Origin of the sequence: Brucella sp. JSBI001 (assembly GCF_026014005.1) — a bacterium.
In the GTDB taxonomy this organism is placed as follows: domain Bacteria; phylum Pseudomonadota; class Alphaproteobacteria; order Rhizobiales; family Rhizobiaceae; genus Brucella; species Brucella anthropi.
The window spans coordinates 1,346,996-1,360,030 of record NZ_CP110339.1; the positions used below are offsets into that span (position 1 = coordinate 1,346,996).

Consider the following 13,035-nt stretch of genomic DNA (forward strand, 5'->3'; position numbering starts at 1 on the left):
GCGAACAATGCGACAGGCTCTTGAGGCTTCATCAATGCAGGGCTGCAATTGCGCGACATATGCGGATTGCACAGCCCGGAGGGGAAGTTGCATGACGACCGTAATACTGTCACTCATTCAGAATAACTCGAAGGCAGACCAAACAAGACATGGCCTTGCACGAAAGCTGCTGCGCGCATCGATTCCAGCCGCACTGGCATTCACGCTCTTTCTGTCGGCATCACCCAAGGCAGTGGAAGCAGCTACACCGACTGACACGCTCGTCATTGCCATGAGCATAGATGACGTCATTTCGCTCGACCCGGCGGAAATCTTCGAGATCACGACGTCTGAAGTGCTCACCAGCACCTATGAACGCCTCGTCACGACTGACACCAAGGACCCCACGAAGATCATCCCCCAGATTGCCGAAAGCTGGGCCTTTTCCGATGACGGTAAGTCGATCACGTTCAAAATCCGCAAGGGCCTAAAATTCGCCTCCGGCAACCCGCTGACGGCACACGACGCCGCTTATTCGCTGCAGCGCGCGATCAAGCTCGACAAGAGCCCGGCCTTCATTCTCAGCCAGTTCGGTCTCACTCGCGATAATGCCGATCAGAATATTGTTGCCACCGACGACGAAACGCTTGTGTTCACGACCGGCAAGGCGTTTGCGCCAAGCTTTGTCCTGAACTGTCTGACATCCAGCGTTGCGTCGATTGTCGACAGCAAGTTGGTCAAGGAACATGAGCAGAAGGCAGAGAAGACAAAGGATTTTCCTTACGAAACCGATTTCGGTTATGAATGGCTGAAGACCAATTACGCCGGTTCCGGTCCTTTCGCATTGAAGCAATGGCGCGCAAATGAAGTCCTGCTTCTGGAGCGCAACGAAAATTATAGCGATGCAAAACCGGCAATGAAGCGCGTTATCTATCGCCACGTGAAAGAAGGCGTTTCGCAGCGTCTGCTGTTGCAGGCGGGCGACATCGACATTGCACGCAATCTGGAACCTGGCGATATCGAAGAATTGAGCAAGGATCAGAAGTACCATGTCATCAACGCACCGAAGGGGCGCGTCTATTATCTGGTCGCCAACCAGAATGTACCTGAACTCGCAAAGCCCGAAGTTCGGCAGGCACTGAAATACCTGGTCGATTACGATACGATAGAAGCGAAGCTCATCAAGGGTATCGGTCGCACGCACCAGTCCTTCCTGCCACTCGGCATGTTCGGTGCTGTCGGCGACAAGCCATTCACCTACGACGTCGATAAAGCCAAGGAACTTCTCGCCAAAGCTGGCCTCAAGGACGGTTTCAAGGTGACGCTCGATGTACGTAACAGCCAGCCATTCGTCGGCATAGCGGAAAGCATTCAGCAGACGATGGGTAAGGCAGGCGTTCAGGTGGAAATCCTGCAGGGTGACGGCAAGCTGACCACCACCAAGGTTCGCGCACGCAAGCACCAGTTGGCGCTGGGTATATGGGGACCGGATTATTGGGATCCGCATACCAATGCGGTGACGTTCACCAATAATCCAAACAATGGCGAAGATGTCTCGATGCGCACCAACGCCTGGCAGGCGCATTGGGAAATTCCGGAACTGACGGCGGAAACAATGGCTGCTGTTGAAGAGCGCGATACAGCCAAACGTGAGACGATGTATCATGATCTTCAAAAGAAGTTTCAGGAAACAAGCCCGTTCGCAATCATCTATCAGCAGATTGAAACGGCTGTGACGGGTCCGAATGTGCACGATTTCAACATGGTGGCCGATGCCAACTATGTTCAGACCGTAACAAAGAACTGATGGCGATACGAAAAGGCCGGGCAAAGTGCCCGGCCTTTTTACTTGTCGTCGAAACTGAACGGCGGCAATTTTTCCAACGCGGATTTTAGCGCTTCCGACCAGCTTTCCGATACGGTCTGATAATAAGGATCGGTGGCCTCGAACCGTCTGCGAGCGCCAGTTTCAAAACTGTCCGCTTCATAAATCTGCATGTCGAGCGGAAGCCCAACTGAAAGGTTGGCTTTCAGTGTGGAATCGAACGAAACCAGCAGCAGCTTCACCGCTTCCTCGAAACTCATCTGCTCCTGATAAGCGCGCACGAGGATCGGTTTTCCATATTTGTTCTCGCCAATCTGGAAAAAAGGCGTATCGGCCGAGCTCTCGATAAAATTGCCTTCGGGATAGATATAGAAAAGGCGCGATTGCCCGCCCTTGATCTGTCCGCCGAGAATGAACGATGCGCCGAAAGCATCGGCATTCTGTCCACCGGTAGCGGAGTTCTGGATCACTTCCTTGACGGTGTCACCGACAAGACGCGCAACCTGAAACATGGAAGGCGCGTCGAAAACCGAGGGGTGCCTGTCTGCCGGAGCTTTCATCCGTTCTTCCAGAAGACTTGCAACGGCTTGCGTTGTCGCAAGGTTTCCCGCCGAAAGCAGAACAATCACGCGCTCGCCGGGCTCTGACCAGCTCCGCATTTTTGAGAAGACAGAAATATTGTCGAGCCCGGCATTCGTCCGTGTATCGGACATGAACACAAGGCCACGATCGATTTTCATTCCAACACAATAGGTCATAAGCAATATCCGGCAGGCAACTCGCTATCCAGAAAGATCACTGCCCTACATTGATGTGAACCGCAAGGCTTTCCACTGTACCGCCTAAACGAACGCCGGAAATCGGGGCCGCATCACGATAGTCGAGGCCGGTTGCAATCCGCACGTAACGGTCATTCGGGCAAATATTGTTGGCGGCATCGAACCCCACCCATCCCAGGCCATCGATATGGGCTTCAGCCCAAGCGTGACTTGCGGTTTGTTCTTCCACACCTTCCATCATCAGATACCCCGATACGTATCGTGCCGGAATGCCGATCAGTCGGGCTGCGGAAAGGAAAACATGCGTGTGATCCTGGCAAACGCCCTTCCCACTTTCCAGAGCGCTTTCAGCATCCGTTGAAACGCTCGTCGTCCCCGGCATATAGGCGACCGCCTTGTGGATGGTGTTCATCAGATCGTGCATCAGGGCAAGCCGTTCCTGCCCGGTCGTGAGATCAGCTGCCAGCGCCTTGATGCGTTCGCCCGGCGCAGTCAGTGGCGTCTCGCGCTCGAAGAGCCAGAGCGGCGCATAACCATAGACCGGTCCAAGCACTCCGGCCCGGTCTTCCATCTCGACGCTGCCGCTGGCGGTTATGACAATTTCATTGATATTGCGAGAATGCTGGACCAGATCGGTCTTGTTGCCAAAGCCGTCGACATAGGAAGCCTCCGGCTCACCGCCTTCGATTTTTAACTCCCAGTGCTTGACCATCTGGCCCGGCACTGTTGGCGGACGCAACCGCAACCTTTGCACCGCATAAGGAACCGGATGCTCATAGCGATAATGCGAAACGTGCCGGATGTTGAGCAGCAAGCGAAGACCTCAATAGAAATTATAGGTTTCAGCAATCTCGTTGCCGAGCCGGTTGTTGCGAGTGATGAATTCGGTCAGAAACTCATGTAAGCCCACATCGAAGATCGCGGATATGTCCTGGTTTTGCAGGCTTGCATAGATTTTGTCCGCTGTCGCGTGGCAGGCAGCACGATTGCCATAATCTTTCGACAGATAATCCAGATGTTCGGCGATGCTGCGATAGCAGTAATGGAGCGAACGCGGCATACGGCCGTTCAGGATCAGGTAGTCCGCGACCTGCGCCGGACGGTAATCACCATCATAGACCCACCGATAAGAGCGGTGCGCGGAGACCGACCGCAGGATCGATTCCCATTGATAATTGTCCAGCGTCGTGCCGACATAGGATATCGCAGGCAGCAGGACATAATATTTCACATCGAGAATACGAGCCGTATTATCAGCGCGTTCGATGAAAGTACCAAGGCTTGCAAAATCGAAGATTTCGTTGCGCAGCATCGTGCCATGGAAAGAGCCACGAATGAGCGCCGTCTCGCGCTTGATCTGGTCGAGAAGCTGCGGAAGGTCACTTTCCTTCAACGGCTTACACAGCGACTTTTTCAGTGACATCCATGCTTCGTTGACGCTTTCCCACGCCTCGCGCGTCAGCGCCGTGCGCACCATGCGGGCATTGGAACGCGTGGTTTCAATGCAGGTCATCACGCTTGATGGATTGTCTGCATCGCGCAGCAGGAAGTCCGCAACATTGGCGGCGTTATAGACGTCGTATTTTGCAGAGAAGCCCTGACTTGCACCCGCTGAAACCGCGACCGAAGACCACTCCTCCGGTGCGTCAGACGTTTTCGTCAGCGCCATGCGAAGCCCCGCATCGACGAGACGTGCCATGTTTTCGGCACGCTCTATGTAGCGGAACATCCAGTAAAGTCCGTTTGCCGTACGGCCAAGAAGCATAAATCATTCCCCTTTTCGCGCCCTGATCTTGTCGTCAGTTGCAGCACGTTAATGCAGTTTCAGTCGTCGAGTACCCACGTATCCTTGGTTCCACCGCCCTGGCTGGAATTCACGACAAGCGATCCCTCCTTCAATGCCACGCGGGTGAGCCCGCCGGGTGTGATGCGGATGCGATCCGAAACCAGAACAAATGGGCGCAGATCGACATGGCGTGGCGCCAGCCCGCTCTCGGTAAAGATGGGCGTCGTTGAGAGCGCAAGCGTGGGCTGCGCGATATAGTTGCGCGGCCTTGCCTTCAGTTTCTCTGAAAAAGCATCGCGTTCGGCCTTTGTCGAAGCGGGGCCTACCAGCATTCCATAACCACCGGAGCCGTGAACTTCCTTGACGACAAGCTCGGCAAGATTGTCGAGCACATAAGCAAGGCTATCTGGTTCGGAACAACGCCAGGTCGGAACGTTTTCGAGAATGGCCTTGCGGCCCGTATAGAACTCCACGATTTCCGGCATGTAGGAATAGATCGCCTTGTCGTCGGCGATGCCGGTTCCGGGCGCATTGGCAATAGTGATATTCCCTGCCCGGTAGACATCCATGATGCCTGCAACGCCCAGCGTCGAATCCGGCCTGAATGTCAGCGGGTCGAGAAACGCATCGTCCACGCGCCGGTAGAGCACGTCGATAGCGCGATAACCTTGTGTGGTACGCATCGCGACACGTCCGTCAACGACGCGCAGATCGCTTCCCTCGACCAGTTCGACGCCCATCTGGTCGGCAAGGAATGCGTGTTCAAAATAGGCTGAATTATAAATGCCGGGCGTCAGCACCGCGACGGTCGGCACATCCTGCGTGCCGGGAGGCGCAACACTTGCCAGCGACTGGCGCAACAATTGCGGATAATTCTCAACCGGGCGAACCTTGACGTTCTGAAACAGCTCGGGAAAGAGCTGCATCATCGTCTCGCGGTTTTCCAGCATATAGGAAACGCCGGATGGCGTGCGGGCATTGTCTTCCAGCACATAGAACTGGTTCTCGGCGGTGCGCACGATATCCACGCCGATAATATGGGTGTAGACATTGCCCGGAGGACGGAAGCCGATCATCTCGGGCAAGAAGGCTTCATTCTTTGAAATCAGGTCTTTCGGAATGCGCCCTGCCCGGACAATCTCCTGACGGTGATAAATGTCATCGAGGAAGGCGTTAAGCGCCATTACACGCTGTTCGATGCCCTGCGACAGACGCCGCCATTCCTGACCTGAAATGATACGCGGGATGATATCGAAGGGAATGAGGCGCTCGCCCGCTTCCTGATCGCCGTAGACAGCAAAGGTGATGCCCGTCTTGCGGAAAACGCTTTCGGCGTCATCGCTTTTCTGCAGAAGTTTGTGCGGGTCCTGCTGGTCGAGCCACTGCTTGAGAAATTCATATGGTTGGCGGACATTCCCGCCATGGTTGAGCATCTCGTCAAATGGCTTCACTTAATTCCCCTTCTTTTTCCCTATTATTCAGTCCTGACTCAGGGAAAAGCAAGCATGGAAATTATGCAAAAGCGCAAAGCTGGGTTGCGCAATTTCGTCGCGACATGAGCCCCGAGGTGCGATCTACTACGCCCGCAAACATAGCTCTGGCGAAAATTCAGCCCGGTCGATGAGCTTTCACGACTGCCGGATCGGTATCGATACGCCCGGCTTCGATGAGGTCGAGACAATAAGGCACTGCCGGAAAAATCGCCTGCAAGGTCATGGCAATTGAAGCTGGTTTACCGGGAAGATTGAGGATGAAGCTCTTGCCGCGACTGCCTGCCGTTTGGCGGGAGAGAATGGCGGTCGGGGTTTGTTCAAGGCTGACGCGGCGCATCAGTTCGCCGAAACCGGGCAGCTCCTTGTGCAGAACGGCCTGCATGGCTTCCGGTGTTTCATCGCGCGGGCTTGGTCCCGTGCCACCCGTGGTCAGGATAAGATCACAGGCCTCGTTGTCGCAAAGATCGATAAGCGTATCGCGTACCGATTCCATGCCATCGGGAATGACGCGGCGAATTGTTTCGTAAGGCGTGACGACAGCGCTTTTCAGCCATGCTTCCATGGCAGGGCCACTCAGGTCTTCGTACTCCCCGCGACTTGCGCGGTCGGAAACAGTCACGAAACCGATCTTTACCATCACACCCTCACAGTAAGTTTTGGGCTCTCAGCAGACTTCTGGCGATCTTATAGGCGCTTGCCGGTTTGATGTGAAGGTTTGCATACTCCCAAATGAAAACGCCGCCCAAAGGCGGCGCTTTGCTTATGATGTCACTCGAAAATTACGGCGTAACGTCGAAGCCGAACCACTTTTCCGACAGACGCTTGATCGTGCCGTCAGCCTTTGCAGCTTCAATGGCAACGTCGAACATCTTCTTCAGTTCGGTATCGTCCTTGCGCAGACCGACAGCAACGCCACGGCCCAGAATGCCGCCCTTGAAGAACGGACCGGTCATGACGATGTCTTCGTTGCCCGGCTTCTTGGCAGCGTCCGTGAGGTAAGCGAGCGAAGCTACGATCAGGTCTACACGGCCAGACTTCAGGTCGAGGTCGTGCTGTTCCGTGGTCTTGTATTCACGGATGTCGATGCCATCCTTGAAATACTTGTCGAGCAGCGACAGGCCGAGCGAAGCGGTCTGGACGCCGACGGTGCGGCCCTTGATTTCAGCCGATACTTCGTCGATTGCCTTCTGGGCAGCCGCTTCATCCTTGGCGAGATAAAGGGTTTCGCCGGTATGCGGCAGCTTGGCGTAAGGGCTGTCCTTCAGCGTCGCAAAGGTCTGCGGCGTCAGGCCATAGGAAATCGAGAAGCTGATGGTTTCCTCGCGCTTCGGCGTAGCAGTAAGGCCAGCCATGATCGCATCAAACTTGCCGGCATTGAGCGCCGGAATGATGCTGTCGAAAGGCTGCGCAACCATCGTGCACTCAACCTTCATGCGGGCGCAGAGGTCCTTGTAGAGATCGACTTCATAGCCATCCAGCGAGCCATCGGGCTTGGTGAAGTTGTAAGGACGGAAAGCACCTTCCGTGGCGATGGTGATCTTTGTCCACTTCTTTTCCTCGGCATGGGCCGAGACGCTCGTCAGAGCGAGAGCGGAAATGAACACGGCTTTGAAAAGTCCGGTGGTCTTCATTGCAGATATCCTGTTGCGGTTATTTCTGTCCGGCTTACGCCGGAACACGGAATTTCGGTAATTAGGCAGCGTTTTCGTGGCTGATAAACTTGCGGAAACGTTCCGACTTCGAGTTGCCGAACACGTCTTCCGGCGCACCGTCTTCTTCCACCAGACCCTGATGGAAAAATACGACGCGGTTGGAGACGTCGCGCGCGAAGCCCATTTCGTGGGTCACGACCAGCATGGTGCGGCCTTCTTCGGCAAGGCCGCGCATGACGCGCAACACTTCACCGACCAGTTCCGGATCGAGTGCTGAAGTCGGCTCGTCAAAGAGCATGACCTTCGGCTTCATCGCCAGTCCGCGGGCGATTGCGGCGCGCTGCTGCTGTCCGCCCGAAAGATGGGCCGGATAGAAATCGCGCTTGTCAGCAATGCCGACCTTTGCCAGCAAAACTTCTGCTTCTGCCACGCATTCCGCGCGCGGGCGTCCCTGCACATAGATCGGCGCTTCGATGATGTTTTCCAGAATGGTCTTGTGCGACCACAGATTGAAGCTCTGGAACACCATGCCCAGTTCCGAACGAATGCGCGAAACCTGTTTCTTGTCGGTCGGGTAGGCTTCACCCTTCGAATTCTGCGCCATACGGATGGTTTCGCCCGAAACCGTCACAGTGCCCGACGTCGGTGTTTCCAGAAGATTGATGCAGCGCAGGAAAGTCGACTTGCCGGAACCCGACGAACCGAGGATCGAAATGACCTCACCTTCACGTGCTTCAAGCGAAATGCCTTTCAGCACTTCATTCGCACCGAAGCTCTTGCGCAGGTTTTCGACTTTCAGCGCCACCGGTGCATTGGGGGAAACGATTTTGCTCACGATGTTTGTCCTTCGGAGGAAAGCTTGACGACCGGCTGGCGCAGATAAGGGGTCAGCTTATATTCTGCGAACATCAGCGCACGTGTCAGAACGAAGTTGATGGCAAGGTAGATCGCACCGGCGATCACGAAGATTTCTATGGCCCGATAGCTCTCGGCGATCAGCTTTGCCGCAATACCGGTCACTTCCATGAGCGTGATGATCGATGCAAGCGAGGTTGCCTTGATCATCGATATCATCTCGTTGCCGTAACCCGGCAATGCCTGACGGATCGCAAGTGGCATGACGATGCGACGGAAGCAGGTGAAGGACGACATGCCACAGGCTTTTGCAGCTTCGATCTGGCCGTGCGGCACCGACAGCAGGCCACCACGGATGATTTCGCTCGCATAGGCGGCGTTGTTCAATGTCAGCGCAATGATCGCACACCAGTAAGGCTCGCGCAAAACCGGCCACAGGAACGAGTAACGGATGGCCGGAAACTGGCTGAGACCGTAATAGATGATGAATATCTGCACCAGAAGCGGTGTTCCGCGGAACACGAACACATAAAGGCGGGCAATCCAGTCCAGCACCTTGATGCCCGACAGGCGCATCAAGGCGAAAAGCAAGGCAAGTATGGCGCCAAACACGATGGAAGTTGCCGCAAGCTTCAGGGTCAGCGGCACGCCGCCCAGCATCTGGAAGAATGCGTCGGAATAGAATTCAAGGTTCATTTTGCCCTCCGGACGCCACGCGAAAAGTGACGCTCGGCAAACTGCAGAAGCCCGCCGGAAACAGACGAAATCAGCAGGTAGAGCGCACCGGCAATGAGGAAGAAGTTGAAGGGCAGTCCGGTCGAGCCAGCGCCGATCTGTGCCTGACGCAGAAGCTCAACCACACCGGCAACCGACACCAGAGCGGATTCCTTGAGTGAAACCTGCCAGACATTGCCAAGCCCCGGCAATGCGTGTCGCAGCGCGAGCGGCGCGATGATACGGCGGAATTTCAGCATCTGGCCCATGCCGCAAGCAGTAGCGGCTTCGAGTTCACCTTTGGAAACGGCCCGGAATGCACCACGAAACACTTCGGTGTGGTGCGCACCACAGGAATGGCAATTGCCAGCACACCCGCAAGAAAGCCCGGAAAGCCAATGAAGCCTTCCGCACCGAAATATTTGCCAAGTGCGGTGACTGCCGCACTGCCGCCGAAGTAAAACAGATAGATGACGAGGAGATCCGGAATGCCGCGAATGATCGTGGTGTAGCCGTCGGCGACAGCGCGAAGCGTGCGCCCGCCGGAAATCTTCGCCCAGGCAGCAAAAACGCCGATGGCAGCGCCAAGAAGGAAGCCCAGGACGGCGAGCGCCACGCTCACCAGTGCACCCATCATCAGCACGTAGCCCCAGCCGTCGGGCCCGAAGCTCAAAATATCGAGAAAGCCCATCTGCTTCATGATGCGTCAGGCCCTGTTGGAATTGGGGGATTGAATGTCATTTCTATTTTCAGATTCTGTCTGCCCGCCCGCGTCATTTCGCGGTTTCGGGCAGAGCGGGTTGAACGCTATCTGGAATCGGATTGACGAATACGGTTCCGTCGAGCCGTTTTTCGTGATCCTGCTTGGCTTTCTTAATCTGCTCCGGATTACGGAACAATTCGATGGCCGTGCTGCCCATGATCTTTGCAGCATGGGCCATGCCTTTATGCGCGGCGGGCAGCTTGCCCTGCGCCACCATCTGCCACGAATGAAGCGGCGTGCCAATTGCGCAGGTCGCGCCGCGCATCTGCACGGTGGGCACGATCCAGCTCACGCTGCCGACATCGGTAGAGCCGACGAGAGTGTTGTCGCCTTTATAGGGCGTATAGATATCTTCGCAAAGCGCGAGGCCATCCTTGGGCTCCACGCCGAAGCGGCGGAAAGCATCTGATATGTCTTCCCTAGACAGGGTCTTCTGGAAACGGCTTGCGGTTTCGCGGTCCTGCTCATCAAAGTCCGGAGGTCCGAGCCGCTCAAGCTGAAGCTGCATCATCTGTTCCAGCGGCGTGTTGCCTATCAGATCGGCATCGCCGCTGACGATTTCGCTGCGCACCGTCGTTTCGGTCATCAGCGCCGCGCCGTCGGCAATCTTCTTGACGCGTTCCAGAAGGGTCTGCATTTCCGGCAGGCTGCGGGCGCGAACGAGATAACGCACCGTTGCCTTGGCCTGCACGACATTCGGCGCAAAACCACCCGTATCGGTCACAGCGTAATGAATGCGCGCCGTAGACGGCATATGCTCACGCATATAGTTCACGCCCACATTCATCAATTCAACTGCGTCCAGCGCACTGCGCCCCAGATGCGGGGCTGACGAAGCATGGGCTGCGCGACCGCTGAAGTGAAAATTGATTTCGTTGCAGGCAAGCGAAACCGGATCGTTTACACCGGCAAAAGGCGCCGGGTGCCAGCAGAACGCGATATCCACATCGTCAAAAAGTCCTTCCCGGACCATGAACCCCTTGGCCGAACCGCCCTCTTCCGCCGGACAACCGTAATAGCGCACGCGGCCCTTGATGCCCTGTGCGGCAAGATGATCCTTCACTGCCGCAGCAGCGAGCAACGACCCTGAGCCCAACAGGTTATGACCGCAGCCATGTCCATGGCCGCCGGCCTCGACTGGCTGCTCTTCAACCAGTCCAGATATCTGGCTGAGGCCCGGCAATGCATCGAACTCACCAAGGATGGCGATGACCGGTCCTTCGTCGCCAGCTTCGCCCATCACCGCAGTCGGCAGGCCCGCAATACCACGCTCGACGCGAAACCCTTCGGCTTCCAGCATCGCCGCATGGGCATCGCTCGATTTGTACTCTTCGTAGTTTGTTTCAGGATTATCCCAAACCGTATCGCTCAGTTCGAAATATGCGGCGCTCTTGGCGTCGACGATATCCCAGATATCGTGATGGTTTTTCAACTCGGCTCCATCGATCATTTCACCGACGCCATACAAGATGGCGGCGGGCATCAGGACGTTCCGGCAATGCAATTGCCGAACCTTCCTCAGACTGCAATTTTTGATGATGCTGATAGAACTCAGGCCCCGCTCTCGCAAGGGCAGATCGGAGAGTTGATGCGAAATTGCTCATTTTCAGGCAGTTTTCTGCCCTCAACAAGCTGTTTTGGTCCAATTCGTCCGATTGAAGTTAGCTGTTAGCCTCCCACACGCCTCAATATTCCTCGCACCTGTACTCAGCAGTACCCGAGACAAATGGCGGGGAGTAGCCATGATATTGGTCAAAATTATTGTAAGTTTTTGCAATATGAGAGGTTCCTCCTGACAAATTGCCAACAAGTTCGTTGAAGCACTGCGATCGCCACTTCTGCTCCCCCTTGAGTGCCTATCGATGAAACGATAGTTCATCGTACAAATGAAATTTCGAAGGCGGCGGTCATGGTACACGAAAAGAAGCATGCGGATTTCATCATACGTCCACTGCAGTGCAGCGAAGTGACTGACATCTGGCAAATTGATCGCAGCGAGATCATCGAGGAAATGTATCGCCTCGAAGGAGAGCAACTCCTGCTGGAGCCGCAATTCTACGATGTGCAGGGCTGGCCGGAGGGCGAAGCGGAAATCTACACACATATCCTGCTCGACTGTCACGACCATGGCGGCGTATTTCTTGGCGCCTATCTCGATGGCACCCTGGTGGCCGTCGCAGTTACGGATGTACGCCCTGTCGGCGCCTATCCCGAATTGTACCAGCTCGGCTTCATGCATGTGGGGAAGACAGTCCGGGGATTGGGACTTGCTGGTGAACTTTATCGTCGCAGCGTGGCCATTGCGAAGGAGGCCGGAGCAGAAGGTTTCTATATTTCTGCGACACCCACACGGCGGACCATCGATTTTTATGTGAAGCAAGGTGCAAAAGTCACCACGACGCCTGATCCATTGCTCTTCAAGCGCGAGCCGGAAGATATTCATCTCATCCATCGTTTCAACGTCCAAGCTTCTTGACGCGGAACAGAAACCACTATCATCGTCACTCATGCGAATTCTGCTCGTCGAAGACAATCTCACCCTCGCAAACTGGCTGGCAAAAAGCCTGCAGCAGTCGAACTACAGCGTCGATACTGTGCACGACGCGGCGGATGCGGAACAGGCGCTCGCCTTCACGGAGTATGATCTCGTGGTTCTCGACCTCGGATTGCCGGACAAAACCGGGCTCGACGTGCTGGAGCACATCCGCGGCAGAGGCAATGAGGTGCCCGTCATCATCCTGACGGCCAATGCAAGTCTTGACGGACGTATCCGCGGATTGGATGCCGGTGCTGACGATTATCTGGCAAAGCCGTTCGAACTCAGCGAACTTGAAGCGCGCATCCGTGCTCATCTTCGCCGAGCCAGTCAGCGGACAGCGCCTGTTGTGACCTGCGGCCTTTTACGTTTCGACACCAACACCCGGCTGTTTTCACTCGGAGACGATCCGCTGTCGCTTGCACCCAAAGAACATGCAGTTCTGGAGCAGCTTCTGCGGCGCATCGGAACCACCGTCAGCAAGACAACACTTGTTCAAGGTATTTACGATTTCGACAGCGAGACTGATGAGAACGCCATCGAGATTTACATTCATCGTCTGCGCAAAAAGCTGGAGGGCAGCAAAGCCGAGATCGTAACCTTGCGCGGCCTGGGCTATCTGCTGCGTGAGGCGAGTTGAGATGAAACGGCTG

12 protein-coding genes and 1 pseudogene are annotated in these 13,035 nt (G+C 55.6%); 3 read left to right on the forward strand and 10 right to left on the reverse strand.

Going from position 1 to position 13,035, the window contains the following annotated elements:
* Positions 1-91 precede the first annotated feature (91 nt).
* Complete coding sequence (locus LJ361_RS06560) at positions 92-1,786, forward strand: ABC transporter substrate-binding protein (protein WP_264813038.1); 1,695 nt, start codon at positions 92-94, stop codon at positions 1,784-1,786.
* 38 nt (positions 1,787-1,824) lie between these two features.
* Here LJ361_RS06560 and LJ361_RS06565 read toward each other — a convergent pair whose 3' ends face one another.
* From LJ361_RS06565 to LJ361_RS06610, 10 genes and pseudogenes are all read right to left on the reverse strand, one after another.
* On the reverse strand, positions 1,825-2,562 hold the full coding sequence (locus LJ361_RS06565; protein ID WP_151615652.1) for a proteasome-type protease: 738 nt from the start codon (positions 2,560-2,562) through the stop codon (positions 1,825-1,827).
* 37 nt (positions 2,563-2,599) lie between these two features.
* Positions 2,600-3,397, reverse strand: coding sequence for a transglutaminase family protein (locus LJ361_RS06570; RefSeq protein WP_151615651.1), 798 nt, complete (start codon positions 3,395-3,397; stop codon positions 2,600-2,602).
* A 9-nt stretch (positions 3,398-3,406) separates the two neighbouring features.
* Entirely contained in the window at positions 3,407-4,348 is a 942-nt protein-coding gene (locus LJ361_RS06575) for an alpha-E domain-containing protein (RefSeq protein ID WP_264813039.1), read from the reverse strand.
* A 59-nt stretch (positions 4,349-4,407) separates the two neighbouring features.
* Complete coding sequence (locus LJ361_RS06580) at positions 4,408-5,820, reverse strand: circularly permuted type 2 ATP-grasp protein (RefSeq protein WP_010658722.1); 1,413 nt, start codon at positions 5,818-5,820, stop codon at positions 4,408-4,410.
* Between the two features lie 157 nt (positions 5,821-5,977).
* A complete protein-coding gene (gene mog / locus LJ361_RS06585; protein WP_010658721.1) occupies positions 5,978-6,499 on the reverse strand; it encodes a molybdopterin adenylyltransferase in 522 nt (173 codons plus the stop codon).
* Between the two features lie 142 nt (positions 6,500-6,641).
* Positions 6,642-7,493, reverse strand: coding sequence for a transporter substrate-binding domain-containing protein (locus LJ361_RS06590; protein ID WP_010658720.1), 852 nt, complete (start codon positions 7,491-7,493; stop codon positions 6,642-6,644).
* A 61-nt stretch (positions 7,494-7,554) separates the two neighbouring features.
* Positions 7,555-8,349, reverse strand: a complete 795-nt coding sequence (locus LJ361_RS06595) for an ABC transporter ATP-binding protein (protein ID WP_264813041.1) — start codon at positions 8,347-8,349, stop codon at positions 7,555-7,557.
* The gene (locus LJ361_RS06600; protein ID WP_010658718.1) at positions 8,346-9,065 is read right to left on the reverse strand and encodes an ABC transporter permease; all 720 of its coding nucleotides are present in this window, start codon (positions 9,063-9,065) and stop codon (positions 8,346-8,348) included. The genes LJ361_RS06595 and LJ361_RS06600 overlap by 4 nt, the downstream gene beginning before the upstream one ends.
* A pseudogene (locus LJ361_RS06605) lies at positions 9,062-9,783 on the reverse strand (ABC transporter permease). The gene LJ361_RS06600 and the pseudogene LJ361_RS06605 overlap by 4 nt, the downstream one beginning before the upstream one ends.
* Positions 9,784-9,856: 73 nt before the next feature.
* Positions 9,857-11,329: a M20 family metallopeptidase gene (locus tag LJ361_RS06610; protein ID WP_264813042.1), complete on the reverse strand. Its 1,473-nt coding sequence runs from the start codon at positions 11,327-11,329 to the stop codon at positions 9,857-9,859.
* 426 nt (positions 11,330-11,755) lie between these two features.
* Between LJ361_RS06610 and LJ361_RS06615 the strand changes: the two genes are divergently transcribed.
* Both LJ361_RS06615 and LJ361_RS06620 read left to right on the forward strand, forming a co-directional pair.
* Positions 11,756-12,322: a GNAT family N-acetyltransferase gene (locus LJ361_RS06615; RefSeq protein ID WP_264813044.1), complete on the forward strand. Its 567-nt coding sequence runs from the start codon at positions 11,756-11,758 to the stop codon at positions 12,320-12,322.
* A gap of 31 nt (positions 12,323-12,353) precedes the next feature.
* The gene (locus LJ361_RS06620; RefSeq protein ID WP_151615646.1) at positions 12,354-13,022 is read left to right on the forward strand and encodes a response regulator transcription factor; all 669 of its coding nucleotides are present in this window, start codon (positions 12,354-12,356) and stop codon (positions 13,020-13,022) included.
* Positions 13,023-13,035 lie beyond the last annotated feature (13 nt).

What these genes read in the sequence shown, in the direction of transcription:
- LJ361_RS06615 (WP_264813044.1), top strand. Translation starts at nt 11,756, where the DNA reads ATGGTACACGAAAAGAAGCATGCGGATTTCATCATACGTCCACTGCAG.
- LJ361_RS06600 (WP_010658718.1), bottom strand. Translation starts at nt 9,065, where the DNA reads ATGAACCTTGAATTCTATTCCGACGCATTCTTCCAGATGCTGGGCGGC.
- LJ361_RS06575 (WP_264813039.1), bottom strand. Translation starts at nt 4,348, where the DNA reads ATGCTTCTTGGCCGTACGGCAAACGGACTTTACTGGATGTTCCGCTAC.
- LJ361_RS06565 (WP_151615652.1), bottom strand. Translation starts at nt 2,562, where the DNA reads ATGACCTATTGTGTTGGAATGAAAATCGATCGTGGCCTTGTGTTCATG.
- LJ361_RS06610 (WP_264813042.1), bottom strand. Translation starts at nt 11,329, where the DNA reads ATGCCCGCCGCCATCTTGTATGGCGTCGGTGAAATGATCGATGGAGCC.
- LJ361_RS06560 (WP_264813038.1), top strand. Translation starts at nt 92, where the DNA reads ATGACGACCGTAATACTGTCACTCATTCAGAATAACTCGAAGGCAGAC.
- LJ361_RS06590 (WP_010658720.1), bottom strand. Translation starts at nt 7,493, where the DNA reads ATGAAGACCACCGGACTTTTCAAAGCCGTGTTCATTTCCGCTCTCGCT.
- LJ361_RS06620 (WP_151615646.1), top strand. Translation starts at nt 12,354, where the DNA reads ATGCGAATTCTGCTCGTCGAAGACAATCTCACCCTCGCAAACTGGCTG.
- mog (WP_010658721.1), bottom strand. Translation starts at nt 6,499, where the DNA reads ATGGTAAAGATCGGTTTCGTGACTGTTTCCGACCGCGCAAGTCGCGGG.